Source organism: Cupriavidus sp. MEYA8 (assembly GCF_059278825.1).
The window spans coordinates 3,322,670-3,349,178 of the sequence record NZ_CM181221.1 but is presented as its reverse complement, the minus strand read 5'-3'; the positions used below and the strand labels follow the sequence as shown (position 1 = coordinate 3,349,178).

At 66.3% G+C, this 26,509-nt stretch carries 21 protein-coding genes; 18 read left to right on the top strand and 3 right to left on the bottom strand.

What is annotated here, in order from left to right; translation table 11 throughout:
- Positions 1-78 precede the first annotated feature (78 nt).
- The 7 genes from AC5WJ1_RS15610 to msrQ all read left to right on the top strand — a co-directional run bounded on the left by AC5WJ1_RS15610 (position 79) and on the right by msrQ (position 7,317).
- Positions 79-2,268, top strand: a complete 2,190-nt coding sequence (locus tag AC5WJ1_RS15610; RefSeq protein WP_195431098.1) for a cytochrome c biogenesis protein ResB — start codon at positions 79-81, stop codon at positions 2,266-2,268.
- A 48-nt stretch (positions 2,269-2,316) separates the two neighbouring features.
- Entirely contained in the window at positions 2,317-3,504 is a 1,188-nt protein-coding gene (ccsB, locus tag AC5WJ1_RS15605) for a c-type cytochrome biogenesis protein CcsB (RefSeq protein WP_494476547.1), read from the top strand.
- 161 nt (positions 3,505-3,665) lie between these two features.
- Complete coding sequence (locus tag AC5WJ1_RS15600) at positions 3,666-4,103, top strand: COG4315 family predicted lipoprotein (protein ID WP_195431093.1); 438 nt, start codon at positions 3,666-3,668, stop codon at positions 4,101-4,103.
- Positions 4,104-4,141: 38 nt separating this feature from the next.
- Positions 4,142-4,681, top strand: a complete 540-nt coding sequence (locus tag AC5WJ1_RS15595; RefSeq protein ID WP_133093439.1) for an RNA polymerase sigma factor — start codon at positions 4,142-4,144, stop codon at positions 4,679-4,681.
- On the top strand, positions 4,678-5,517 hold the full coding sequence (locus AC5WJ1_RS15590) for an anti-sigma factor family protein (protein ID WP_135706068.1): 840 nt from the start codon (positions 4,678-4,680) through the stop codon (positions 5,515-5,517). The genes AC5WJ1_RS15595 and AC5WJ1_RS15590 overlap by 4 nt, the downstream gene beginning before the upstream one ends.
- A gap of 109 nt (positions 5,518-5,626) precedes the next feature.
- The gene (gene msrP, locus AC5WJ1_RS15585) at positions 5,627-6,628 is read left to right on the top strand and encodes a protein-methionine-sulfoxide reductase catalytic subunit MsrP (RefSeq protein ID WP_135706067.1); all 1,002 of its coding nucleotides are present in this window, start codon (positions 5,627-5,629) and stop codon (positions 6,626-6,628) included.
- A complete protein-coding gene (gene msrQ, locus AC5WJ1_RS15580; RefSeq protein WP_133093442.1) occupies positions 6,628-7,317 on the top strand; it encodes a protein-methionine-sulfoxide reductase heme-binding subunit MsrQ in 690 nt (229 codons plus the stop codon). The genes msrP and msrQ overlap by 1 nt, the downstream gene beginning before the upstream one ends.
- 48 nt (positions 7,318-7,365) lie before the next feature.
- Here msrQ and lysA read toward each other — a convergent pair whose 3' ends face one another.
- Positions 7,366-8,625: a diaminopimelate decarboxylase gene (lysA, locus tag AC5WJ1_RS15575; RefSeq protein ID WP_135706066.1), complete on the bottom strand. Its 1,260-nt coding sequence runs from the start codon at positions 8,623-8,625 to the stop codon at positions 7,366-7,368.
- Between the two features lie 2 nt (positions 8,626-8,627).
- Complete coding sequence (locus tag AC5WJ1_RS15570) at positions 8,628-8,855, bottom strand: hypothetical protein (RefSeq protein ID WP_133093444.1); 228 nt, start codon at positions 8,853-8,855, stop codon at positions 8,628-8,630.
- A gap of 166 nt (positions 8,856-9,021) precedes the next feature.
- Here AC5WJ1_RS15570 and cyaY point away from each other — a divergent pair, with 166 nt between their 5' ends.
- A complete protein-coding gene (gene cyaY / locus AC5WJ1_RS15565) occupies positions 9,022-9,357 on the top strand; it encodes an iron donor protein CyaY (protein WP_135706065.1) in 336 nt (111 codons plus the stop codon).
- Positions 9,358-9,432: 75 nt separating this feature from the next.
- Here the strand turns inward: cyaY and AC5WJ1_RS15560 are convergent, their stop codons facing one another.
- Positions 9,433-11,805, bottom strand: a complete 2,373-nt coding sequence (locus AC5WJ1_RS15560; protein WP_167884601.1) for a penicillin-binding protein 1A — start codon at positions 11,803-11,805, stop codon at positions 9,433-9,435.
- Between the two features lie 379 nt (positions 11,806-12,184).
- On the opposite strand from AC5WJ1_RS15560, the gene pilM reads away from it, so the two are divergent.
- The 10 genes from pilM to AC5WJ1_RS15510 all read left to right on the top strand — a co-directional run bounded on the left by pilM (position 12,185) and on the right by AC5WJ1_RS15510 (position 26,418).
- Positions 12,185-13,255, top strand: coding sequence for a type IV pilus assembly protein PilM (gene pilM / locus AC5WJ1_RS15555; protein WP_195431139.1), 1,071 nt, complete (start codon positions 12,185-12,187; stop codon positions 13,253-13,255).
- Positions 13,256-13,273: 18 nt separating this feature from the next.
- Positions 13,274-13,957 carry a PilN domain-containing protein gene (locus AC5WJ1_RS15550; protein ID WP_133093446.1) on the top strand — a complete coding sequence of 228 codons (684 nt, stop codon included), beginning with the start codon at positions 13,274-13,276 and terminating at the stop codon, positions 13,955-13,957.
- Between the two features lie 2 nt (positions 13,958-13,959).
- A complete protein-coding gene (locus AC5WJ1_RS15545; protein WP_135706064.1) occupies positions 13,960-14,631 on the top strand; it encodes a type IV pilus inner membrane component PilO in 672 nt (223 codons plus the stop codon).
- Positions 14,628-15,206, top strand: a complete 579-nt coding sequence (locus AC5WJ1_RS15540) for a pilus assembly protein PilP (protein WP_431189891.1) — start codon at positions 14,628-14,630, stop codon at positions 15,204-15,206. Before AC5WJ1_RS15545 ends, AC5WJ1_RS15540 begins: the two co-directional genes overlap by 4 nt.
- A complete protein-coding gene (locus AC5WJ1_RS15535; protein ID WP_135706063.1) occupies positions 15,203-17,332 on the top strand; it encodes a type IV pilus secretin PilQ in 2,130 nt (709 codons plus the stop codon). Before AC5WJ1_RS15540 ends, AC5WJ1_RS15535 begins: the two co-directional genes overlap by 4 nt.
- Positions 17,333-17,684: 352 nt before the next feature.
- Entirely contained in the window at positions 17,685-18,218 is a 534-nt protein-coding gene (locus AC5WJ1_RS15530; protein WP_133093536.1) for a shikimate kinase, read from the top strand.
- On the top strand, positions 18,215-19,321 hold the full coding sequence (aroB, locus tag AC5WJ1_RS15525) for a 3-dehydroquinate synthase (protein WP_494476211.1): 1,107 nt from the start codon (positions 18,215-18,217) through the stop codon (positions 19,319-19,321). The genes AC5WJ1_RS15530 and aroB overlap by 4 nt, the downstream gene beginning before the upstream one ends.
- 57 nt (positions 19,322-19,378) lie before the next feature.
- A complete protein-coding gene (locus AC5WJ1_RS15520) occupies positions 19,379-20,515 on the top strand; it encodes a deoxyguanosinetriphosphate triphosphohydrolase (RefSeq protein ID WP_063241249.1) in 1,137 nt (378 codons plus the stop codon).
- Positions 20,516-20,599: 84 nt separating this feature from the next.
- The gene (locus tag AC5WJ1_RS15515) at positions 20,600-21,325 is read left to right on the top strand and encodes a transposase (RefSeq protein WP_494476210.1); all 726 of its coding nucleotides are present in this window, start codon (positions 20,600-20,602) and stop codon (positions 21,323-21,325) included.
- A gap of 287 nt (positions 21,326-21,612) precedes the next feature.
- Positions 21,613-26,418, top strand: coding sequence for a glutamate synthase-related protein (locus AC5WJ1_RS15510; RefSeq protein ID WP_371703147.1), 4,806 nt, complete (start codon positions 21,613-21,615; stop codon positions 26,416-26,418).
- Positions 26,419-26,509: the final 91 nt, after the last annotated feature.

Sequence of the window (26,509 nt, the reverse complement as noted above, 5' to 3'; positions counted from 1 at the left end):
AAAAGGGTGGCCTGCTCGTTCAAGCAAGTCCACCCTTTTTCATTTCAAAGCAGCATGTTGTCTTAGGTGTCACTGCACATGTCGACCGCTTCCACTTCAGGGCTGCACCTGAAGACCTCTCACCGCGTGTTGCGCGACGCGGTCGAATTGTTGTCCTCGATGCGCTTCGCGATCGCGCTGCTGACGGTGATCTCCATCGCCAGCGTGATCGGTACCGTGCTCAAGCAGAATGAGCCGTATCCGAACTACGTCAACCAGTTCGGTCCGTTCTGGGCCGATGTGTTCCATACGCTATCGCTGCAGAAGGTCTACGGCTCGTGGTGGTTCCTGCTGATCCTGGCCTTCCTGGTGGTGTCCACCACGCTCTGCCTGGTGCGCAACACCCCCAAGATGATCGGGGACATGCGCTCATGGAAGGACCATGTGCGCGAGCGCAGCCTGCGCGCCTTCCATCATCGCGGCGAGTTCGACGGCGCGCGCGCGCGCACCGAGGCGGTCGGCAGGCTGTCGGCGCTGCTGCGCAACCGCGGCTACCGCATCAAGGCCGTCGACCATGACGGCGCCACGCTGCTGGCGGGCAAGGCGGGGGCCGCCAACAAGGTCGGCTATATCCTGGCGCATACCGCCATCGTGGTGATCTGCATCGGCGGCCTGCTCGATGGCGACATGCTGATCCGCGCGCAGATGTGGCTGGGTGGCAAGACCCCGATCAGCGGCAACGCGGTGATCAGCGAGATCCCGCCGCAGCACCGGCTGCCGGCGACCAACCCCGGTTTCCGCGGCAATGCCTATGTGCCCGAGGGGCAGACCGTGTCCACGGCCATCCTGAACGTCGCCGACGGCGCGCTGGTGCAGGACCTGCCGTTTGCGCTGACGCTCAAGAAGTTCTCGATCGACTTCTACGAGACCGGCATGCCCAAGCTGTTCGCCTCGGACGTGATCGTCACCGACCGCGTCACCGGCAAGCAGACCGAGGCCACCATCAAGGTGAACGAGCCGTTGATCGTCGACGGCATCGCCATCTACCAGTCCAGCTTCGAAGATGGCGGCTCGCGCCTGAAGTTCGTCGGCTACCCGATGCAGGGCACCGCTCGTGGCACCTTTGCCATCAATGGTGCCGTGGGCGGCAATGCGCCGCTGAAGGGCACCGGCACCGGCGCGGACAACGAAGGCGTGACGGTCGAGTTCAGCGACTTCCGGCTGATGAATATCGAGAACGTCACCGATGCCTCGGGCAAGCCTGACGCACGCGGCGTCGCGCGCAAATCGCTGAACGAGACGCTGGAAAAGCACCTGGGTGCCGCGGCCAGCGCCGACCGCGCCAAGACGCTGCGCAACGTAGGCCCGTCCGTGCAGTACAAGCTGCGCGATCGCACCGGGCAGGCACGCGAGTACAACAACTACATGGTGCCGGTGCAGATGGACGGGCAGTCGGTGTTCCTGGCCGGCATGCGCGAATCGCCGAGCGAGCAGTTCCGCTACCTGCGCATTCCCGCCGACGACCAGGGCAGCGTTGCCGACTGGATGCGCCTGCGCGCCGCGTTGCAGGACCGCGCGCTTCGGGGCGAGGCCGCCCGCCGCTTTGCGCTGGCGTCGATGCCGGGAGACGACAAGGCCGACCTGCGCCGCCAGCTTGCCGAAAGCGCACTGCGCGCGCTCGACCTGTTTGCGGGCGCCACGCGCCCGACGCCGGACTCGCCCCCGGGCGGCTTCACCGCAATCGCGGCATTCCTGGAAAAGTCGGTGCCGCAGGCCGAGCAGCAGAAGGCCGCCGACGTCCTGCTGAAGATACTGAATGGCTCGATGTGGGAGCTGTGGCAGCTGGCGCGCGCCCAGGACAAGCTGCCGGTGGTGCCAAACAGCGCACAGAGCGGCACCTTCCTGCAGCAGGCGATCAGTGCGCTGTCAGACAGTTTTTTCTACGGCGCACCGGTATTCCTGCAACTTGACGAGTTCAAGGAGATCAAGGCCAGCGTGTTCCAGATGACCCGTGCGCCGGGCAAGAACATCGTGTATCTTGGCTGTCTGCTGCTGACACTGGGGGTGTTCGCGATGTTCTATATCCGCGAGCGCCGCGTCTGGATCTGGATCAAGGACAAGCCCGCCGAGGGAGACGCCGTGCCGTCCAGCAGCCATGTACTGATGGCGATGTCGACCCAGCGCCGCACGATGGATTTCGAAAAGGAATTCACGGCACTGCGCGACGACATCGGCCGTGCTGCCGGCGGGACCCCCGCGGAAACGCCACATCAAAACGGCAGCGATTAAACGAGCAGGTACGCTATGTCTTCAAATCTGAATCCCGGCGACCAAACCATGCGCGGCGCCACGCAAGCCACGCGCGCAACGCCTGCCCCTGGGGACGCCGGCGACGAGGCCTATCTCGAACCTTCCTTCCTGCGCCGGCTGACGTGGGTGGATTGGCTGTTCGCGCTGGCGCTGGCCGTCGGCGCGGGCGTTGCGCTGTCGCGATACGGGCAGTGGATGGATGGCTACGACAAGGCGGTGCTGATCGGCGCCGTGCCTACCTTTGCACTGCTCGGCTGGCACTGGAAGGCGGTACGTCCGCTGATGCTGGGGCTGACGGTGCTGTCGCTGTTCGCGATCCAGCTCTACCAGGGCCAGCTCGCGCGTGCGGACCAGGTGTTCTTCCTCAAGTACTTCCTGTCGAGCCAGTCGGCCATCCTGTGGATGAGCGCGCTGGTGTTCCTGTCCACGCTGTTCTACTGGGTCGGGCTGGCCACACGCTCGAACACCGGCTACAGCATCGGCAGCAAGCTGTGCTGGGGCGCGATCGTGCTGGGCTTCACCGGCATGCTGGTGCGCTGGTACGAGTCGTACCTGATCGGCACCGACATCGGCCATATCCCCATCTCGAACCTGTATGAAGTGTTCGTGCTGTTCACGCTGATCACTTCGCTGTTCTACCTGTACTACGAAGGCCGCTACGGCACGCGCGCGCTGGGGCCGTTCGTGATGCTGGTGGTATCGGCCGCGGTGGGTTTCCTGCTGTGGTACACGGTCACCCGCAACGCGCAGGAAATCCAGCCGCTGGTGCCTGCGCTGCAGAGCTGGTGGATGAAGATCCACGTGCCGGCCAACTTCATCGGCTACGGCACCTTTGCGCTGGCGGCGATGGTGTCGGTCGCATACCTGCTCAAGCAGCGCGGCATCCTGGCAGAACGGCTGCCGTCGCTGGAGCTGCTCGACGACGTGATGTACAAGGCCATCGCGGTCGGGTTTGCCTTCTTCACCATCGCCACCATCCTCGGCGCGCTGTGGGCGGCAGAAGCCTGGGGCGGTTACTGGAGCTGGGATCCGAAGGAGACCTGGGCACTGATCGTGTGGCTGAACTACGCGGCGTGGCTGCACATGCGGCTGATGAAGGGGCTGCGCGGGACGGTGGCTGCGTGGTGGGCGCTGGTCGGACTGCTGGTGACGACCTTTGCGTTTCTCGGCGTCAACATGTTCCTGTCTGGCCTGCATAGCTACGGCGAACTCTGACCGCCACTTACGACGCACCATGGTGCGATGCAAGAAAACCTGCCTCCGGGCAGGTTTTTTTTCGACTTTTTTACAAGGTGACGGAATAAAGGCATCACATCCGGTGTTTACTGTAGGAGCGGTGCCGGCTGGCGGCACCGGTTAGCATGGAGAACAAGATCATGGCACGTGTGCGTCTTACCTCTGCAGCATCCCTCGTTCGTCCCGCCGCGCTGGCGCTCGGCTGCGCGGCTGTCCTGCTCGCCGGCTGTTCCGGCATGGGCATGGGCGGCAGCAGCGCCGGCACCATGCCGCCCACGGTGAAGGTGACCGGTGGCGTGCTGACTGACCCGCAGGGCCTGACGCTGTACACCTTCGACCGCGACACCGCCAACAGCGGCAAGAGCGCCTGCAACGGCCCCTGCGCCACCAACTGGCCGCCGCTGATGGCCGCGCCAGGCACCAACGCGTCGGGCCAATACACCATCATCACGCGCGATGACGGCGGCAAGCAGTGGGCCTACCGCGGCATGCCGCTGTACCGCTTTGCCAAGGACGCCAAGCCTGGCGACAAGACCGGCGACAACCTCAACAACGTCTGGCACGTCGCCAAGCCCTGATGGGCTGATGCCCCGGACGTACTGAAGCAAGCCACGGCATGGAAGGCTTTGAAGGCCAGCTCGTCGCGCTGGCGCCGCGGCTGCGGCGCCACGCGCGCGGCCTTACCGGCGACTCGGCGCAGGCCGACGACCTGGTGCAGGACACGCTCGAGCGCGCGCTGCGCTACCGCTGGCGCTTCCGCCTGCGCCCCGGCGCCTGGTGGGGCGACGGCGCCGACGGCCTGTTGCCGTGGCTGCTGACCCTGATGCACCGGCTGCGCCTGAACAGCTTGCGCCGCAAGGACCTGGTGGTGGCCACCGATACCCTGCCCGAGGTCAGCGCGCCCGCGGCCGACCCCGGCCTGCGCCGCGATCTGCTGCAGGCGCTGGCGCAGCTGCCCGAAGCCCAGCGCGCGGTGCTGCTGCTGGTCAGCCTGGAACAACTGACTTATGCCGAGGCGGCGCGCGTGCTCGACATCCCGCAAGGCACGGTGATGTCGCGCCTGGCGCGTGCGCGCGAGCAGATGCGGCGGCTGCTCGACGGCGGTGCCCCCGCCCAGCCGATACCTGCCGCCAGCTCACTGCAGCGGGTGAAATGATGTCCGCGATCCACGAAGCCGATCTCCATGCCTACGCCGATGGCCAGCTGTCTGGCGCGCGCCGCGCCGCGGTGGAAGCGTACCTGGCGCAGCACCCGGATGCAGCGGCGCAGGTCGCCGCGTGGCGCCGCCAGGCCGATGCGCTGCACGGCATGCTGGATCCCGTATTGAACGAGCCGGTGCCGATGGCCGCGCTGCCGCCCGCCCTGCATGGCGAGCCGCGCCAGGCCGGGCGCCGCCGCGCGCCGCGCTGGACCATGGCGCTGGCCGCGAGCTGTGCCTCGGTGGCATTGCTGGCGCTCGGGGGCGCGCTCGGCTGGATGGCCCACGATCGCATGGACACCACCACCACCGTGGCGATGGCACCCGGCGAGCGCTTTGCGCGCGAGGCGCTTGCCACGCATGTGGTGTACGCGCCGGAAATGCGCCACCCGGTGGAAGTCGCCGCCAGCGACGAGGCGCACCTGATCGCGTGGTTGTCCAAGCGCCTCGGCATGGCGCTGCAAGTGCCCGACCTGCGCGCGCAGGGCTTCCACCTGATCGGCGGACGGCTGGGCGTGGCCGAAGGCGGCCCGTCGGCCATCCTGATGTACGAAGCGGACGACGGCACGCGCCTGTCGCTGCAGTTGCGGCGCATGGCGCAAGGCACGCCCGACACCGGCTTCCGCGTCGAACGCATGGCGCGCGAAGGTTCTCGGCGGCCGGCTCCAGGCCCGGCGCCGATGGCGTTCTACTGGATCGACCGCGACCTCGGCTTTGCGCTGGCCGGGCCGCTGGAGCGCGCCCGGCTGCTGACGCTGGCGCAGGCGGTCTACCAGCAATACCAGGGCGGCTAGCCCCTGGCGTGGTGACTACGCCGCATCGAAAAAATCTGTCAGGACTGGCCCGCACGCCACGACCAAGCACTGAGTCCAACCCTGCAAGCGCCAGGCAACGAGGAAAACCATGTTGATTCCTTCCCCCAAATGGCTCCGCGGCGGCGATATCGCCGCCGACGAGATCACCCCCCGCGATGTCTTCGAGTCGCGCCGCCGCATGCTCGCGCTGGCCGCTGCAGGTGCCGCCGGCGCCACGCTGGCGCCATGGTTTGCCCGCAACGCCTGGGCGCAGGGACAGCACGGCCCGAAGCTGGCGGCCACGCCCAACAACGCCTACGTCGTGACCGAGAAGCGGACGCCCTACGAGGACGTGACCAACTACAACAACTTCTACGAGTTCGGCACCGACAAGTCCGACCCGGCCCGCAACGCCGGCACGCTGCGCCCGCGCCCGTGGCAGGTGTCGGTGGAAGGGCTGGTGAAGAAGCCCAAGGTCTACGATCTCGATGAGCTGATGAAAGTCGCGGCGATGGAGGAGCGTGTCTACCGCCTGCGCTGCGTCGAAGGATGGTCGATGGTGATCCCCTGGATCGGCTATCCGCTGGCCGAGCTGATCAAGCGCGTCGAGCCGCAACCCGGCGCGAAATACGTGCAGTTCATCACGCTCGCCGACAAGAAGCAGATGCCCGGCGTCAGCAGCAGCGTGCTCGACTGGCCCTACAGCGAAGGCCTGCGCATGGACGAGGCGATGCACCCGCTGGCGCTGCTGACCTTCGGCCTGTACGGCGAGGTGCTGCCCAACCAGAACGGCGCGCCGGTGCGCATGGTGGTGCCGTGGAAATACGGCTTCAAGAGCGCCAAGTCGATCGTGAAGATCCGCTTTGTCGACAAGCAGCCGCCCACCAGCTGGAACCTGGCGGCGCCGCAGGAATACGGCTTCTATTCCAATGTGAACCCCGACGTCGACCACCCGCGCTGGAGCCAGGCGACCGAGCGCCGCATCGGCGAGGACCGCGGCGGCGGTTTCGGCGCGCTGTTCGCGCCCAAGCGCAAGACGCTGCCGTTCAACGGCTACGGCCAGCAGGTGGCATCGCTGTACCAGGGCATGGACCTGAAGAAGAACTTCTGATGCCGGGTGAACGCATGGCCTCCACTTCCAACGCAGTGACCGCCGCGGGCGGCGTGGCGCGCAAGCCGGCCGGCCTGGCTGCCTTGTCGCCGCAGCGCGTGCGCGCCATCAAGATCGTACTGTGGCTGCTGGCCCTGTTGCCGTTCATCCGCCTGCTTTACCTGGGCGCAACCGGGCAATATGGCGCCAACCCGCTGGAATTCGTCACCCGTTCCACCGGCACCTGGACCCTGGTGATGCTGTGCCTGACGCTGGCGATCACGCCGCTGCGCCGGCTGACCGGCTGGAACTGGCTGATCAGGCTGCGCCGCATGCTGGGTTTGTTTGCGTTCTTCTATGGGGTGCAGCACTTCCTGCTGTGGATCGGCGTGGATCGCGGCTTCGACCTGGCCTACATGATCAAGGACGTGTACAAGCGCCCCTTCATTACGGTGGGGTTCACGGCCTTCATGCTGATGGTGCCGCTGGCGTTGACGTCGACCAACGGCATGGTGCGCCGCCTGGGCGGCAAGCGCTGGCAGGCGCTGCACAGGCTGGTCTATGCGACCGCCGTGCTGGCGATCCTGCACTACTGGTGGCACAAGGCGGGCAAGAACGACTTCGGCGAAGTCTCCATCTATGCCGCGGTGATGTTCGTGCTGCTGGGGATGCGGGTCTGGTGGTGGGCGCGCAAGGGCAGGGCTGCCTGATGAACTGCAGCGCCGCAGCCGGCCCCATAGCCGGCTGCGCTGCGCAGATCAGTCCTGCAGCAGGCGCTCGTCGCGGAACAGGTCTTCGACCAGTTCGCGCTCGCGCACCAGGTGCACGCGGGCGCCGTCCACCATCACTTCGGCGGCGCGCGGGCGGGTGTTGTAGTTCGAGCTCATGGTGAAGCCGTACGCGCCCGCGGACATGACCGCCAGCAGGTCGCCCGGCTGCACCGACAGCGCGCGGTCGCGGCCAAGCCAGTCGCCCGACTCGCACACCGGCCCGACGATGTCGTAGGTCACCATCGCAGCGTCGCGCAGCGCGACCGGCTCGATGCGGTGGTACGCCTCGTACATCGCGGGGCGGGCCAGGTCGTTCATCGCCGCATCGACGATGCAGAAATTCTTGGCTTCGCCAGGCTTGAGGAATTCCACCTGCGTCAGCAGCACGCCGGCATTGCCCACCAGCGAACGGCCCGGCTCGAACAGCACCTCGCGGTGGCCGTGGCCTCGCGCGGCCACGCGTTCCAGCAGCGTGGTGGCAAAGCCGGTGATGTCGGGCGGGGTCTCGTCGGTATAGGTGATGCCGAGGCCGCCGCCCACGTCGATGTGCTCGAGGTTGATACCCTCGCGCTCGAGCGCCTCGACCACGTCCAGCACCTTGTCCAGCGCTTCCAGGTAGGGCTCGACCTCGGTGATCTGCGAGCCGATATGGCAGTCGATGCCGGTCACTTCCAGGTGCGGCAGCGCGGCCGCGGCGCGGTAGGTCGGCAGCACGTCCTCGAAAGCGATGCCGAACTTGTTACCCTTCAGGCCGGTGGAAATATACGGATGGGTCTTGGCGTCGACATCCGGGTTGATGCGCAGCGACACCCGGGCGCGCTTGCCGATACGGCCGGCAACCTCGTTCAGGCGGTCCAGCTCGGGGATCGACTCGACATTGAAGCAGCGTACGTCGTGCGCCAGCGCCAGTTCCATCTCCGCCGCGCTTTTGCCCACGCCCGAGAACACCACCTTGCGTGCGTCGCCGCCGGCGGCCAGCACGCGCTTGAGTTCGCCGCCCGAGACGATGTCAAACCCCGCCCCCAGCCTGGCGAACACTTGCAGCACGGCCAGGTTGGAGTTGGCCTTCATGGCGTACTGGACCTGCGCCTTGCGGCCCTGGCAGGCGGCGGCGTAGGCCTGGTACGCGGCGGTCAGCGCCGCGCGCGAATAGACATAGGTGGGCGTGCCGAACTCAGCGGCGATCTGCGCCAGCGGCACCTGCTCGACGGCAAGCGCACCGTCCTGGCGATGGAAAAAAGCGGTCATGGTTATCGGGTAGTGGGGGCGGCGGGCGACGATGCCGGCTGGCTGGCCGGAGCCTGCGCCGGAAGGGGCACCGCGTCGGTACGGCCCAGGCCGGGATCGGCCGCGGTGGGCGCAGTCGGCTCGGGCGGTACCTTGGGCATGGTCAGCGGCCCGCGGATGCCGCATCCGCCCAGCAGGGGCATCGCAAGGGTGGCGGCAAACGCCGATACAATCGCAACACGACGCAGCATCGGTTGTCCCATCGGTCGTCCTTTAGGCTGTTGGCATGACGTTGGCGGGGTCCGGCGCGGCCGGATCGCCGAGGCGCTGCGCAACATGAATTCTCAACAAAAAAGCCGTTCGCGCCACGTACGCCCGGTCCGGGCAGCGGCGGCAACGGCGGTCTCGGAGTTTAGCATGCCCCCCTTGAGCGAAAGCGAGTTCCTGGCCCTGGCCACCGAGGAACTGGACCGCATCGAAGCCGCGGTCGAAGCGGCCGCCGACGCGGCCGATGCCGATGTGGAAATCAGCCGCACCGGCAACGTGATGGAACTGGAGTTCGAGAACGGCTCCAAGATCATCATCAACAGCCAGGCGCCGATGCAGGAACTGTGGGTGGCGGCGCGCTCCGGCGGCTTCCACTTCCGCCGCGACGGCGAGCGCTGGGTCGACACGCGCAATGGCGGCGAACTGTACGCGGCGCTGTCGGGCTATGTGAGCGAGCAGGCCGGCGCCATCCTCAAGCTGGGCTGAAGCAAAGCACGCGTTGCGCAAAGAAAAAGCCGGCCATGGCCGGCTTTTCTGCATTCTGGCGATACTGCGGAGCAATCAGGCGCCGCCGAACATTTCCAGGATCTTCTTCTTCTCCTGCTCGGTATCCGGCGCCGGTGCCGTCGAGGATTCGTCCGGCTTGCCCGGCCACGGGTCGCCCAGGCCGACCGAGGCCACGCCGGCTCCGCCCGCGTTCTCCTCAAAGGTCCAGTCGCCGCCCACCATCAGCACGCCTTCGGGCGCCGGCCGCTCCGGCGACTCGGGCACGCCCTTGAGCGCCTTGCTCATGTAGCCGACCCAGATCGGCAGCGCCAGCCCGCCACCGGTCTCGCGCACGCCCAGGCTCTTGGGCTGGTCGTAGCCCATCCAGGCAATCGCCACCAGGTTAGGCGTGTAGCCGGCGAACCAGGCATCGACCGCATCGTTGGTGGTACCGGTCTTGCCGGCCAGGTCGTTGCGGCCCAGGCGCTGCTTGGCGCTGTTGGCGGTGCCAAAGCGGACCACGTCGCGCAGCATGGTGTCGGCGATAAACGCGGTGCGTGCGTCGAGCACGCGCACGGCATCGGTGCCGGCGCGTTGCGGATGGGTTTCGGAGATCACGTTGCCGCGCGCGTCCACAACCTTCTGGATCAGGTAAGGGTTGACGCGGTAGCCGCCGTTGGCAAACACCGAGTATGCGCCCGCCATCTGCAGCGGCGTCACGGCGCCGGAGCCCAGCGCCATCGGCAGATAGGCGGGATGCTTGTCGGCCTCGAAGCCGAAGCGGGTGATGTAGTCCTGCGCATACTGCGTGCCGATCGCGCGCAGGATCCGCACCGAAACCAGGTTCTTGGATTTGGCCAGCGCGCGGCGCATGGTCATCGGGCCTTCGAAGCGGCCGTCGTAGTTCTTCGGCTCCCACACCTGCCCGCCGGTATCGGGACCGATCGTCAGCGGCGCGTCGTTGATCACCGTGGCCGGCGAGAAGCCCTTCTCCAGCGCCGCCGAATAGATGAACGGCTTGAAGCTCGAACCCGGCTGGCGCCAGGCCTGCGTCACGTGGTTGAACTTGTTGCGGTTGAAGTCGAAGCCGCCCACCATGGAGCGGATCTCGCCGTCCTGCGGGTTCAGCGACACGAACGCGGCGGCTACTTCCGGCAGCTGCGTGACCGACCAGTTGCCCTTGTCATCCTGCGTCACGCGGATGATCGCGCCGGGGCGCATCTTCATCTTGGGCTGCGCGTTCGCCGACATAGACGGCGAGATAAAGCGCAGCGCCGAGCCTTCGATGGTCGCCACCTCGCCCGACAGCAGCGTGGCCTTGACCTGCTTGGATGACACGCTGGTGACCACGGCCGAGCGCAGGTCGCCGCTGCCCGGGTGCTCGACCAGCGCATCGTCGATCGCCTGCTCGCGCTCGGCCGGATCGGAAGGCAGGTCGACAAAGGCCTCGGGGCCGCGGTAGCCGTGCTTGCGCTCGTAGTTCATGATGCCGGTGCGCACGGCTTCGTACGCGGCATCCTGGTCGGGCTTGGTCAGCGTGGTGTAGACGGTCAGGCCACGCGTGTAGGTTTCTTCACGGTACTGCGCGTACATCAGCTGGCGCACGATTTCGGCGACGTACTCGGCATGGGTCGAGAACTCGTTGCCCTCGGTGCGCACCTTCAGTTCCTCGCGCACCGCCGCGTCGTATTGCTCGGGGCTGATGTAGCGCAGGTCGCGCATGCGCTGCAGGATGTATTCCTGGCGCACCTTGGCGCGGCGGGGGTTGACCACCGGGTTGTACGCCGACGGCGCCTTGGGCAGGCCGGCCAGCATCGCGGCCTCGGCCGGCGTCACGTCGCGCACCGACTTGCCGAAGTACACGCGCGCGGCGCTGTCGAAGCCGTATGCGCGCTGGCCCAGGTAGATCTGGTTCATGTACAGCTCGAGGATCTGGTCCTTGTTCAGGTTGGCCTCGATCTTGTACGCCAGCAGCATTTCGTAGATCTTGCGGGTGTAGGTCTTCTCGCTCGACAGGAAGAAGTTGCGCGCCACCTGCATGGTGATGGTCGACGCACCTTGCGACAGGCCCCCGCGCAGGTTGGCCAGTCCCGCGCGCATCACGCCGACGAAGTCGACGCCGCCGTGTTCGTAGAAGCGGTCGTCCTCGATCGCCAGGACGGCCTTTTTCATCACGTCGGGGATTTCGGCGATCGGCACGAAGTTGCGGCGCTCTTCGCCGAACTCGCCGATCAGCACATTGTCCGCCGTGTAGATCCGCAGCGGGATCTTGGGCCGGTAGTCGGTGATGGTGTCCAGCGAGGGCAGGTTGGGCGCGGCCACCAGCAGCGCATAGCCGAGCAGCAGCGCGATCATGACGGCACCGGCAACAACCAGCCCCACCGCCCAGAACATGAAGCGCGCCCAGATCGGGCGGCGGGCAGGATGCTTCTGTTGTGCTGTGGCCATAAGGAAAATACCTAGTCAGGGGTGCCGGGCATTATATCTTCCGGCATCGGGCGTGCCGGGCGCGCAGTGCCCCGCGCGTCGCTACAGTGCTGTTACAAGATGTAAGACAGCGGAAGGCGGCATGCAGGGCGAAGTTACATGCAGCAAGCTTAGGCGGAAGGGAACCCGACGACCGTGGGGTTTTGACAACGGATTGGCGAGAGCCGTCTGAAAAAGGAATCGTGGTCAGACCGGCACATTGCCACCGGTGCCGGTTTTTGTGAGAATCGGCCAACATATAAGAGCAAGTGTTTCGGTCAAGAAACAAGGCTCGCCCGATTAGAGCGTACAAGCCGTGGGCGAGTTCAAAGTCAGGGGGGTCACCTTGCGACGGGGCATTTTGTCGGGGCTTCTGCGCCGGACTACGGTCGGCGTGGATATCGGGTCTTCCAGTATCAAGGTAGTCGAGTTGTCCGTCGGTGGCGGCAAGCACGACTATCGGCTGGAAAAGTGCGCCAGCGAACTGCTGGACCGCAATGCCGTTGCCGATGGCAACGTCATCAACATTGAAGCCGTCGGGATCGCGCTCAGGCGTGCGCTCGGCAAGGCCGGCATCCGCTCGAAAGACGTGGTGCTGGGCGTGCCGTCCATGCTGACCGAGTCGCAGACCGTCAGCCTGCCGGACAACCTGTCCGAGGACGAACTGTATTCGCAGGTCGAGTCCGAGGCACACCGGCTCTATCCGCCATCGCAGGCGGTCAATTTCGACTTCGCCGTGATCGGCCCCAGCGAGACCGAGGGCGGCATCGGCGTGCGCGTCACCGCTGCCAACAGCGACCGCGTGCAGGAGCGCGTGACCGCCGCCGAGATGGCCGGGCTCAAGCCGCAGGTGATGGACGTCGAAGAGTACGCGGTGCAGCGCTCGATCGTGCAGATGCTGGGCGTGCCCCAGGAGATGTCCGAAGCCGATGCCCGCGCGCTGCCCGTGGTGGCGGTGGTCCACCTGGGCGGCAGCCGCTCCAAGGCGATCTTCTACCAGGGCTGGAAAGAGCTCTACGAACAGCCGCTGAACAGCTACGGCGACCAGCTCACGCAGAGCGCGGCGCGCATGTTCACGCTCGATGCGCTCAAGGCCGAGATCAAGAAGCGCAAGAACACGCTGCCCGAAGCGTGGCGCGCGCAACTGCTCAAGCCGTCGCTCGATGCGCTGGCGCTGGAAGTGCAGGCCGCGATCGGCAACTTCATCGCCAGCTCCAGCCTGGGACGCGTCGACGAGATCCTGCTGTCGGGCGGCCATGCCTCGCTGCTGGGCGTGCAGGCGGCGATCCAGCAGCAGACCAAGATCACCACCACGCTGGCGAATCCGTTCGCCAACATGGCGACCAACGCCAAGGTCAACGAGCGCTACCTGCAGCGCGACCTGCCGGCGTATATCGTCAGTGCCGGCCTGGCCCTGCGCGGCCTGCAATAACGCACCGGAGGCATTCGAATGTCCACGAACACGCTGCCTTCGGTCAACCTGCTGCCTTACCACGAAGCCCGCAAGGCGGCGCGGCGCAAGAAGGTCTATTCCCTGCTCGGCGGTGCGGCCGCGGCCGGTGCCGCCGTCGTGCTGCTGGGCGGGCTCTATATCGACGGTCGTATCGACTCCGTGGTCGCGCTGAACCAGGTGCTGAGCGCGGAGAACGCCAGGCTCGATGGCCAGATCCGCGAGGTCAACAACCTCAAGAAGGATATCGACGCGCTGCTGCAGCGCCAGAAGGCGGTGGAAAGCCTGCAGACCGAGCGCAACCGCCCGGTCCAGCTGCTGGAAGAACTGGTGCGCCAGGTGCCGGAAGGGGTCTACCTGACCAGTCTGAAGCAGGCGGGCGAGGCCTTCACCATCGCCGGCGTGGCCCAGTCCAACGAGCGCATCTCCGAACTGCTGCGCAACCTTGGCGACGTGCCGTGGCTGGACAAGGCCGAGCTGGTCGAGTCCAAGGCGGTCACGATGACCAACAACCTGCGCGAGCAGCGCCGGCTGTTCGATTTCTCGATGCGCTTCGCGTACCGCGCGCCGGAGGCGCCGGACGCCAATGGCAAGAAGGGTACGGCGGGCAATCCCGCCGGCGCACCTGCTTCAGCACCCGCTTCAGCTCCCGCACCTGCAGCCGCATCCGGAAAGGCAGCCTGACCATGGCGCTCAATACCGAAATCAACCTGGCCGACCTGACGAGCCAGTTCCGCGGGCTCAACCTCAACGAGCCGGAAACGTGGCCGGCCGCGCCGCGCGTGCTGTTCGCCGTGATGGCCGCGGCGCTGGTGCTGCTGCTCGGCTGGCAGTTCTACTGGAGCGGCAAGTTCGACGAGCTCGGCCGCCAGCGGCTGGAACAGGAAAACCTGAAGCAGGCGTACCAGACCAAGGTGGCGCAGGTGGCCAACCTCGACGCATTGCGCGAGCAGAAAAAGCAGGTCGAGCAACGCGTCGCGCTGCTGGAGCGGCAACTGCCCAACAAGACCGAGATGGACGCGCTGCTGGCCGACGTCAACCATGCCGGCGTGGCGCGCGGCCTGCAGTTCGAGCTGTTCAAGCCACAGGCGGCGGTGCTCAAGCCTTACTTTGCCGAGATCCCGGTGAACCTGCGCGTGACCGGCCGCTACCACGAGGTGGCGCAATTCAACGCCGACGTGGCCGCGCTGTCGCGGATCGTGTCGATGCAGAGCCTGCAGCTTGCCCATACCAAGGAGGGTGGACTCTCCATGGAGGCGGTCGCAATGGCGTACCGTGCGCTCGATCCTGACGAGCAGGCCGCGCAACGCAAGGCCGCCGCGGCTGCCGCCGCGGCCAAGACGGGAGGTGCCAAATGAGCCGCACCCATCGCACCCATTGCGCCCATCGTCCTGGCGGCCCGGCATGGCGGCGCCTGCGGGCATCGCCCCGCGTGATGGCGGCAGCGGCGCTGGCCGTCGGCCTGCTGGGCGCGTGTGGCGCCAGCGACGAAGACGCGCTGCGCCAGTGGATGGACGCCACGCGCAACGCCCGCGCCAAGCCGCCCGAGCCGTTGCCCGAAGCCAAGCCCTACGTGGCGCGCGAATATGCCGCGGCCAATGCGCCGGAGCCCTTCGCCCAGGCCAAGATCGGCGAACTGAACAAGACGCTGTCGGATTCGCCCGAAGCCGGGCGGCCGCGCCAGCCGCTGGAAGACTACCCCCTCGAGAATTTCAAGATGCTCGGGATGCTGAAGAAGCAGGGGGAAACCTTCGGCATCGTACGCGTCGATAACAAGATCCACCACGTAAAGGTGGGTCAGTATCTCGGCCAGAGTTACGGCCGGGTGGTCCGCATCACCGATCAGGAGATCGTGTTGCGCGAATTAGTCCGGGAGGGGGTATCCGAGTGGAAAGAGAAAATGACCAGCCTCAAGCTGGAGGTGTCGGCATGACCCCCGCGCGCTGGTACCGTGCGCTCGCGGGCGCCGCAAGCGCGACGCTCGCGCTGTTGCTGCTCAGTGCCGCACCGGCGGCACTGGCACAGAGCAACCGGATCAAGGCGGTGGACGTCAGCACGGTCGGCGAGCAGACCGTGTTCACGGTCGAACTCGAACGGCCGCTGGCGCAGAAGCCGATCGATTTCACCACCCAGAACCCGGCACGGCTCGCGATCGATTTTGCCGATACCGGCGTTGCCAACGGGCGCGCGCAGTATGACTACGGCGGCAAGCTGGTCAAGGCCGCCAACGTGCTGCAGATCGGCAACCGCACCCGCGTGATCCTCGAGCTTACCCGCAACGCCACCTATCGCACCGACCAGCGCGGCAATGTCTTCGTGGTGGCGCTGGATAATGTGGCGCCGGCGGTCAAGAACGCCGTGCCCACGTTCGCCCCGGCTGCGGCGACGACGCCTGCAGCCGCGGCGGCGCGGCCGTCGGTGCGCCATATCGACTTCCGGCGCGGCGCGGACGGGGCCGGGCGCGTGGTGGTGGACCTGTCCTCGCGCGATTCGGGCATCAATATCGCGCAGCAGGGTAAGAACGTGGTGGTCGATTTCCTCGGCACCACGCTGCCTGACCACCTGCGGCGGCGCTTCGATGTCAGCGACTTCGGCTCGCCGGTGCAGAGCATGCTTGCCTCCGACACCAACGGCAATGCGCGCCTGACCATCGAGCCGCGCGGCCACTGGGAATACAGTTCCTACCAGACCGACACGCAGTTCGTGGTCGAGGTGCGGCCCGTCAAGGAAGACCCGACCAAGCTGATCAGCGGCCCGGGCTACCGTGGCGAGCGCCTGTCGCTGAATTTCCAGAATATCGACATCCGTTCGCTGCTGCAGGTGTTCGCGGACTTCACCAACCTGAACATCATCACCAGCGAAAGCGTGCAGGGCAATATCACGCTGCGGCTGAAGGATGTGCCGTGGGACCAGGCCCTGCAGATTGTGATGGATGCCAAGGGGCTGGCGTCGCGCCGCAACGGCAATGTGCTGTGGGTGGCGCCCAAGGCTGAACTCCAGACCAAGGAAAAGCTCGAGCTCGAGTCGCAGCAGCAGATCAATGACCTCGAGCCCATCCGCAGCCAGGTGTTCCAGCTCAACTACCAGCGCGCCGAAGACGTGCGCCGGATGCTGTTGGGCATGGGTGCCGGCGGCGGCAGCGCTGTGACCCCCGTTGGGGCGGCGGGCGGCGCGGGGGCGAGTGCGCGCATGTTGTCCAAGCGCGGCTCGCTGACCGCCGATGCGCGCACCAACCAGCTGTTCGTGTCGGATATCGCCAGCAAGCTCGAAGAGGTGCAGAGCTTTATCGGCAAGATCGATATCCCGGTGCGCCAGGTCATCATCGAGGCGCGCATTGTCGAGGCCACCGATTCCTTCAGCCGCAACCTCGGCGTGAAGCTGGGCTTTGCCGGGCAGTACAACAACGCCAAGGTCGGCAACACCTATAACAACGTGCTGCCGGGCTCGACCTCGGACAACGGCCCGTTCCTGAGCCTGCCGGCCGCCTCGATCAACGGCACCAACCCGGCCAACATCGCGGTCAGCCTGTTCAACAGCGCGGCCACCCGTTTCCTGGCGCTGGAGCTGTCGGCGCTCGAGGCGGACGGCAAGGGCAAGATCATTTCCAGCCCGCGCGTGGTCACGGCCAACAACATCAAGGCGCTGATCGAGCAGGGCACCGAGCTGCCGTACCAGGCCGCCACCTCCAGCGGCGCCACCTCGGTGCAGTTCCGCAAGGCCAACCTGAAGCTGGAAGTGACGCCACAGATCACGCCTGAAGGCAATGTGCTGCTGGACGTGGACGTGAACAAGGACAGCGTCGGTATCCAGACCACGTCGGGCTTTGCCATCGACACCAAGCACGTGCAGACGCAGGTGCTGGTGGAAAACGGCGGCACCGTGGTGATCGGCGGCATCTACACGCAGACCGAGTCCAACGACACCGACAAGGTGCCGCTGCTGGGTGATATCCCGGTGCTGGGCTACCTCTTCAAGAACAACGCCAAGGTCCGCAACCGGACCGAGCTGCTGGTGTTCCTGACGCCGCGGATCCTGAACGAAAGCGTGTCGCTGCGGTGATCGCACCGGGGGTTCGACGCCGGATACAGTAGACTGGCAGGCCGCATCGACAGATGCGGCCTTTTTTGTTGCCGCCGGGCTGGACCGGTGGCCAGCCAGGCCAGGAGGAGGCCGGCATGCGCGGCAATACACGCGGGGATGTGGTCGATGCTGCATCCGGCACTTGCCGTGCGCACCACAACATAAGAAGATGATGCAGTTCCTAACCGGGGAGGGCGGCCCAGGCGCCGCGCTCCCGAACGACAGTCCCGTGACAGCTTCTGCGACAGGGTCGGCACCGCGCCCGCACCCCGATCGACAGGAATCCGACCGACCGGAATCCGATCGACCCAATCTCTTTTTCGTCGGCCTGATGGGCGCCGGCAAGACTACCGTGGGCCGCACGGTGGCGCGGCGTCTGCATTATCCGTTTTTCGATTCCGACCACGAGATCGAGGCGCACTGTGGCGTGCGCATCCCGGTGATCTTCGAGGTCGAGGGCGAAGCCGGCTTCCGCGACCGCGAGACCGCGATGATCCGCGAACTGGCCGGGCGCCAGGGCATCGTGCTGGCCACCGGCGGCGGCGCGGTGCTGCGCGCCGAAAACCGCGAGGTGCTGAAGGCCCGCGGCACCGTGGTCTACCTGCGCGCGAGCCCCCACGACCTGTGGCTGCGCACCCGCCACGACCGCAACCGCCCGCTGCTGCAGACCGAAGACCCCAAGGGCAAGCTCGAGGCGCTGTACGCCCAGCGCGACCCGCTCTACCGCGAGGTGGCGGATTTCATTATCGAAACCGGCAAGCCTTCGGTGGCGCAGCTTGCTAATATGGTGCTGATGCAACTCGAAATGGCCGGCTTCGCGATCGATCCCCCGCAACCGGCGCCGCAGGACCCCACCCATCCATGATCACGCTTGAAGTCGACCTGGGAGCGCGCAGCTACCCCATCCATATCGGTACCGGCCTGCTCGACAACGCCGAACTGCTGCGCCCGCACGTGCGCGGCCAGCACGCCGTCATCGTCACCAATGAGACCGTGGGGCCGCTCTATGCGGCGCGCGTCGAGGCCAGCCTGAAGTCGCTCGGCAAGATTGTGCGCACGGTCACGCTGCCCGACGGCGAGGCCTTCAAGCAGTGGGAAACGCTGAAACTGATCTTCGACGCGCTGCTGCAGGCCGGCGCCGACCGCAAGACCACGCTGGTCGCGCTGGGCGGCGGGGTGGTGGGCGACATGACCGGGTTTGCCGCCGCCTGCTATATGCGCGGCGTGCCGTTCATCCAGGTGCCGACCACGCTGCTGTCGCAGGTGGATTCATCGGTGGGCGGCAAGACCGGCATCAACCACCCGCTTGGCAAGAACATGATCGGCGCGTTCCACCAGCCCAACGCGGTGATCGCCGATATCGACACGCTGCGCACGCTGCCCCCGCGCGAACTGGCCGCCGGCATGGCCGAGGTGATCAAGCACGGCGCCATTGCCGACGCCGAGTACTTTGCCTGGATCGAGCGCAATATCAAGGCGCTGAACGACTGCGACCCCGAGCTGATGGCGGTGGCGGTGCAACGTTCGTGTGAAATCAAGGCCGGCGTGGTGGCGCAGGACGAGCGCGAGGGCGGCCTGCGTGCCATCCTCAATTTCGGCCACACCTTTGGCCATGCGATCGAGGCCGGCATGGGCTACGGCGCCTGGCTGCACGGCGAGGCGGTGGGCTGCGGCATGGTGATGGCCGCAGACCTCTCGCACCGGCTGGGCTTTATCGACACCGAGACCCGCGCCCGCATCCGCGAACTGACGCTGGCAGCCAACCTGCCGGTGGTGGCGCCGGAACTGGGCACCGACCGCTATATCGAAATGATGAAGGTCGACAAGAAGGCCGAGGCCGGCAGCATCAAGTTCATCCTGCTGAAGAAGCTCGGCGAGGCGTTCATCACCACGGTGCCGGACGCCGACCTGCGTGCCACGCTGCAGCACGCGGTGCTTAAACCTCCCACCGAGGCCACGGTCGCTTGAGTGACCGGTTATGCCTCGCAACCCAGGCCCACAAACCTACAGCCAACGGATTGCCGCATGACCGACTTTGAAAGCCACCTCGCCCCGTACGCCGCCCGCTCCGCGCAGACGCGCGGGCGGGTGCACGCCGAACCTGCGTCGCAGTCGCGCAGCGAATTCCAGCGCGACCGGGATCGGGTCATCCACAGCACCGCGTTCCGGCGGCTCGAATACAAGACCCAGGTCTTCGTCAACCATGAGGGGGACCTGTTCCGCACCCGGCTAACCCACAGCCTGGAGGTGGCGCAGATCGCCCGCTCGATCGCCCGCAACCTGCGCCTCAACGAAGACCTGGTCGAGGCCATCTCGCTGGCGCACGACCTTGGCCATACTCCCTTCGGCCACGCCGGGCAGGATGCGCTCAACGCCTGCATGAAGAACCATGGCGGCTTCGAGCACAACCTGCAGAGCCTGCTGGTGGTGGATGAGCTGGAGGAGCGCTACGGCGGCTTCAATGGCCTGAACCTGACCTTCGAGACCCGCGAGGGCATCCTGAAGCATTGCTCGCGCGTCAATGCCGCGGCGCTGGGCGAGCTGGGCCGGCGCTTCCTGGAGGGCACGCAGCCGTCGCTGGAGGCGCAACTGGCCAACCTGGCGGACGAGATCGCCTACAACAACCACGATATCGACGATGGCCTGCGCTCCGGCCTGCTGACGCTGGAGCAGCTGGACGAGGTCCCGATGTGGGCGCGCCATCGCGCCGAGGTAGCCGATGCCTTCCCCGGCGTGAATGGCCGGCGCGCCATCAACGAGACGGTCCGGCGCATGATCAATACTCTGATCGTGGACCTGATCGAGACCACCAGCCGCAACATCGCCGCCGCCAACCCGCGCAATATCGACGCGGTGCGGGCCGCCGGCCCCCTGGTGGGCTTCAGTCCCCAGCTCCATGAGGAAGCGGCGGCATTGAAGCGCTTCCTGTTCCGGCACCTGTACCGGCATTACCTGGTGATGCGAATGTCGGCCAAGGCCCAGCGCATCGTCGGCGACCTGTTCGGGGCCTTCATGTCCGATCCGCGCCTGCTGCCGCCCCAGTACCAGGCCGGCCACGGCGCCGACCAGCCGCGGCTGATCGCGCATTACATCGCCGGCATGACGGACCGCTATGCGATCCGCGAGCACCGGCGCATCTTCGCGGTCAGCGAGGGCAACTGATACGCAAGGAAGGGCTTGGGCACCTTCGGATAATTGGGGACGGATCAGGCTATCATGCGGGCATCGACGCTCGCATGACCTGCCATGGCCCGCCTTCCCCGTTTCTCCCCCGCCGGACTTCCCGCCCTGGTGTTGCAACGTGGCAACAATCGCCAGGACGTCTTCCTCGGCCCGGACGATTACCTGCATTACCTCGACTGCCTGCGCATGGCCGCGCGCGAGCATGACCTCGCCGTCCACGCGTACGCCCTGCGGCCCAATCATGTCCACATCGTGGCCACGCCCAAGGGGGCGGACTCGCTAAGCCTGACCATGCAGGCGGTCGGCCGCCGCTATGCACGCTACTTCAATCGCGTGGCCAACCGCACCGGCACGCTGTGGGAAGGGCGCTTCCGCTCGGCGGTATTCGAACCGGCGCCATGGATGCTGCCGGCCATGCTGTATGTCGAAGGCAATGCGCTGCGCGCGGGTGAGGTCTCGACGCCCGAGGCCGACCGCTGGAGCAGCTATCGCCATCACGCCGGCATCGAGGCAAGCCCACTTGTGAGCGATCACTCCGCGTACTGGGAGCTGGGCAATACCCCGTTTGAACGCCAGTCGAATTACCGCATGCTGACCGCCGAGGGCCTTTCCGGCCGCACGCTGCAAGCGCTCCGCAGCCATGCCCACAGCGGTTGGCCTCTTGGTGACGAGGTATTCTTGGCGCAGCTTGAGCGGGGTGCAACGCGACGCGTGCAGCCGCTCCCGAAAGGGCGCCCCAAAAAGGTGCAAGTTTCGGCGGAAGAGGTGCTGCCCGCCACGCAAAAGTGATGTGTCCCCATTTAAATCCGTCACCGAAACGGTGCGATATTAAATGTGTTCTGACCCCATTTAAAATTTTTGCGAGGCTTTCAGGATTCCCATATAGTTGCTCCACCCACAGTCATTGTGCGGCGCGTCACGCTCGTGTACGCCGCTGCGGCCCGCAGACAGCTTCGTCCCCATTTTCCTACCCGCCGGATCCAGTCCAGGGTGGATCTGATTAGAAAGCGCGCGGTCCCCGTTCCGGTAGTCCAGCAGTGCGCGCAGCCTTCACCGGAATTCAGCCCGTGGACCAAATGAAGAACCTTTCGGCCCAAGCGCAGACCAGCGAGCAAATCAGCGAGTCTTCCTCCGCCCTCGACCTGCACCAACTGCGTCCGCAGGCGCAAGGCATGTACGACCCGACCAACGAGCATGACGCCTGCGGCGTCGGCATGGTCGCGCACATCAAGGGCAAGAAGTCCCACGAGATCATTTCCCAGGGCCTGAAGATCCTGGAGAACCTGGACCACCGGGGTGCGGTCGGCGCGGACGCGCTGATGGGCGACGGCGCCGGCATCCTGATCCAGATTCCGGACCAGTTCTACCGCGAAGAAATGGCAGCGCAGGGCGTGAGCCTGCCGCCCGCCGGCGAATACGGCGTGGGCATGATCTTCCTGCCGAAGGAACACGCCTCGCGCCTGGCCTGCGAGCAGGAGCTGGAGCGCACGGTCCGCCTGGAAGGCCAGGTCGTGCTGGGCTGGCGCGACGTGCCGGTAGACGCCAACATGCCGATGTCGCCGACGGTGCGCAAGACCGAGCCGGTGATCCGCCAGATCTTCATCGGTCGCGGCCGCGACATCATGACCACGGACGCGCTGGAACGTAAGCTCTACGTCATCCGCAAGACCGCCAGCCACGCCATCCAGGCGCTCAAGCTCAAGCACGGCAAGGAATACTTCGTGCCGTCGATGTCGGCCCGTACCGTTGTGTACAAGGGCCTGCTGCTGGCCAACCAGGTCGGCGAGTACTACCTGGACCTGCAGGACCAGCGCGCCGTGTCGGCCCTGGCCCTGGTGCACCAGCGCTTCTCGACCAACACCTTCCCGGCCTGGGAGCTGGCCCACCCGTACCGCATGGTCGCCCACAACGGCGAAATCAACACGGTCAAGGGCAACGTCAACTGGATCAACGCGCGTACCGGCGCGATCTCGTCGCCGGTGCTGGGCGACGACCTGCCCAAGCTGTGGCCGCTGATCTACCCGGGCCAGTCCGATACGGCATCGTTCGACAACTGCCTCGAACTGCTGACGATGGCCGGCTACCCGCTCGTCCACGCGATGATGATGATGATCCCGGAAGCCTGGGAACAGCACACGCTGATGGACGACAACCGTCGCGCCTTCTACGAATACCACGCCGCCATGATGGAGCCGTGGGACGGCCCCGCCGCGATCTGCTTCACCGACGGCCGCCAGATCGGCGCGACGCTGGACCGCAACGGCCTGCGCCCGGCACGTTTCTACGTGACCGAGGACGACGTCGTGGTGCTGGCCTCGGAAGCCGGCGTGCTGCCGTTCCCCGAGTCGCGCATCGTTGAGAAGTGGCGCCTGCAGCCGGGCAAGATGTTCCTGATCGACATGGAGCAGGGCCGCATCATCGACGACAAGGAACTGAAGGACAACCTGGCCAACGCCAAGCCGTACAAGAGCTGGATCGACGCTGTCCGCATCAAGCTGGACGAGATCGACGCCAAGCCGGAAGACGTCGCTGCCGAGAAGAAGCCGGTGGCCAAGCTGCTGGACCGCCAGCAGGCCTTCGGCTACACCCAGGAAGACGTCAAGTTCCTGATGGCGCCGATGGCGCTGGCCGGCGAAGAAGCCACCGGCTCGATGGGCAACGACTCGCCGCTGGCGATCCTGTCGTCCAAGAACAAGACGCTGTACCACTACTTCAAGCAGCTGTTCGCCCAGGTCACCAACCCGCCGATCGACCCGATCCGCGAGAACATGGTGATGTCGCTGGTGTCGTTCATCGGCCCGAAGCCGAACCTGCTCGAGCTGAACAACATCAATCCGCCGATGCGCCTCGAAGTGTCCCAGCCGGTGCTGGACTTCAAGGACATCGCCAAGATCCGCAACATCGAGCACTACACCGGCGGCAAGTTCCGTTCGTACGAACTGAACATCTGCTACCCGACCGCGTGGGGCAAGGAAGGCATCGAAGCGCGCCTGGCCTCGCTGTGCGCCGAAGCCGTGGATGCGGTGCGTTCGGGCTACAACATCCTGATCGTGACCGACCGCCCGGTGGATGCCGACCACGTTGCCATCCCCGCGCTGCTGGCCACCTCCGCGATCCACCACCACCTGGTGGAGAAGGGCCTGCGCACGTCCACCGGCCTGGTTGTCGAGACCGGCACCGCGCGTGAAGTGCACCACTTCGCGCTGCTGGCCGGCTATGGCGCCGAAGCCGTGCACCCGTACCTGGCGATGGAAACCCTGGCCGACATGGCCAGCGGCCTGTCGGGCGACCTGTCGCCCGAGAAGGCGGTCAAGAACTTCGTCAAGGCGGTCGGCAAGGGCCTGTTCAAGGTGATGTCCAAGATGGGCATCTCCACCTACATGTCGTACACCGGCGCGCAGATCTTCGAAGCCATCGGCCTGTCGCGCGAGCTGGTGCAGAAGTACTTCCACGGCACGCCGTCGAACGTCGAGGGCATCGGCATCTTCGAAGTGGCCGAGGAAGCACTGCGCCTGCACAAGGACGCCTTCGGCAACAGCCCGGTGCTGGAGAACATGCTGGACGCCGGCGGCGAGTACGCCTTCCGCATCCGCGGCGAAGAGCACATGTGGACCCCGGACTCGATCGCCAAGCTGCAGCACTCGGTGCGCGCCGACGACGGCAAGGGCGCCTACCAGACGTACAAGGAATACGCAAACATCATCAACGACCAGAGCAAGCGCCACATGACGCTGCGCGGTCTGTTCGAGTTCAAGGTCGATCCGGCCAAGGCGATTCCGCTGGAAGAAGTCGAGCCGGCCAAGGAGATCGTGCGCCGCTTTGCCACGGGCGCGATGTCGCTCGGCTCGATCTCGACCGAAGCCCACACCACGCTGGCGCTGGCGATGAACCGCATCGGCGGCAAGTCCAACACCGGCGAAGGTGGCGAGGACGAGAAGCGCTACCGCAACGAGCTGCGCGGCATCCCCATCAAGCAGGGCGATACCCTGAAGAGCGTGCTGGGCGACGGCGTGATCGAGACGGACCTGGAACTGAAGGACGGCGATTCGCTGCGCTCGAAGATCAAGCAGGTGGCGTCGGGCCGTTTCGGCGTGACCGCCGAGTACCTGGCTTCGGCCGACCAGATCCAGATCAAGATGGCGCAGGGCGCCAAGCCGGGCGAAGGCGGCCAGCTGCCGGGCCACAAGGTCTCGGACTACATCGGCAAGCTGCGTTACTCGGTGCCGGGCGTGGGCCTGATCTCGCCGCCCCCGCACCACGACATCTACTCGATCGAAGATCTGGCGCAACTGATCCACGACCTGAAGAACGTCAACCCGTCGTCGGATATCTCGGTCAAGCTGGTGTCCGAAGTGGGCGTCGGCACGGTGGCCGCGGGCGTGTCCAAGGCCAAGGCCGACCACGTCGTGATCGCCGGCCATGACGGTGGCACCGGCGCCTCGCCGTGGTCGTCGATCAAGCACGCCGGCACGCCGTGGGAGCTGGGCCTGGCCGAGACGCAGCAGACGCTGCTGCTCAACGGCCTGCGCAACCGCATCCGCGTGCAGGCCGACGGCCAGATGAAGACCGGCCGTGACGTCGTCATCGGCGCGCTGCTGGGCGCCGACGAGTTCGGCTTCGCCACGGCACCGCTGGTTGCCGAGGGCTGCATCATGATGCGCAAGTGCCACCTGAACACCTGCCCGGTGGGCGTGGCCACGCAGGATCCGCAGCTGCGCAAGAAGTTCCAGGGCAAGCCGGAACACGTGGTCAACTTCTTCTTCTTTGTTGCCGAAGAAGCCCGCGAGATCATGGCCCAGCTGGGCATCCGCACCTTCGACGAGCTGATCGGCCGCGCCGACCTGCTCGACACCAAGGCTGGCATCGAGCACTGGAAGGCGCGCGGCCTGGACTTCAGCCGCATCTTCCACCAGGTGTCGCTGGGCGCGGACGTGCCGCTGTACCACACCGACGTGCAGGACCACGGCCTGTCGGCCGAAGCCGGCAAGGCGCTGGACCACGTGCTGATCGCCAAGGCCCGTCCGGCGATCGAGAAGGGCGAGCGCGTGTCGTTCATCCAGCCGGTCAAGAACGTCAACCGTACGGTGGGCGCGATGCTGTCCGGCGTGGTCGCCAAGCAGCATGGCCACGAAGGCCTGCCCGATGACACCATCCACATCCAGCTGCAAGGCACCGCCGGCCAGTCGTTCGGCGCGTTCCTGGCGCACGGCATCACGCTGGACCTGGTGGGTGACGGCAACGACTACGTCGGCAAGGGCCTGTCGGGCGGCCGCGTGATCGTGCGCGCTCCGCACGAGTTCCGCGGCGACCCGACCCGCAACATCATCGTCGGCAACACCGTGCTGTACGGTGCCATCGCCGGTGAAGCGTTCTTCAACGGCGTGGCCGGCGAGCGCTTCGCGGTGCGTAACTCGGGCGCGGTGGCAGTGGTGGAAGGCACCGGCGACCACGGTTGCGAGTACATGACCGGCGGCACGGTGGTGGTGCTGGGCGGCACGGGCCGCAACTTCGCGGCCGGCATGTCGGGCGGCGTGGCCTACGTCTATGACGAGGACGGCCTGTTCGACAAGCGCTGCAACACCTCGATGGTGGCGCTGGAAGCGGTGCTGGCCTCGGCCGACCAGGAGAAGGGCCAGCCCCAGGCTTCGTGGCACAAGGTCGACGGCAAGCGCGTGCTGGATGAAGTCATCCTGCGCAACCTGATCGAGCAGCACTTCCGCTATACCGGTTCCGAGCGCGCCAAGGCGCTGCTGGCTGACTGGACCACGGCACGCCGCAAGTTCGTCAAGGTCTTCCCGACCGAGTACAAGCGCGCGCTGGGCGAGATGTACGCCAAGGAACAGGCCGCCCGCGACAGCGACCGCGAAGCCATCGCGGCCTGAGCGCAGAACCAAGCAGCGATGGGCCGCGGCAGCCGCCGCGGCCCTGACAAGATACTGACCCCACCGCAGGCCCGGCGAAGCCGCCGGTCCC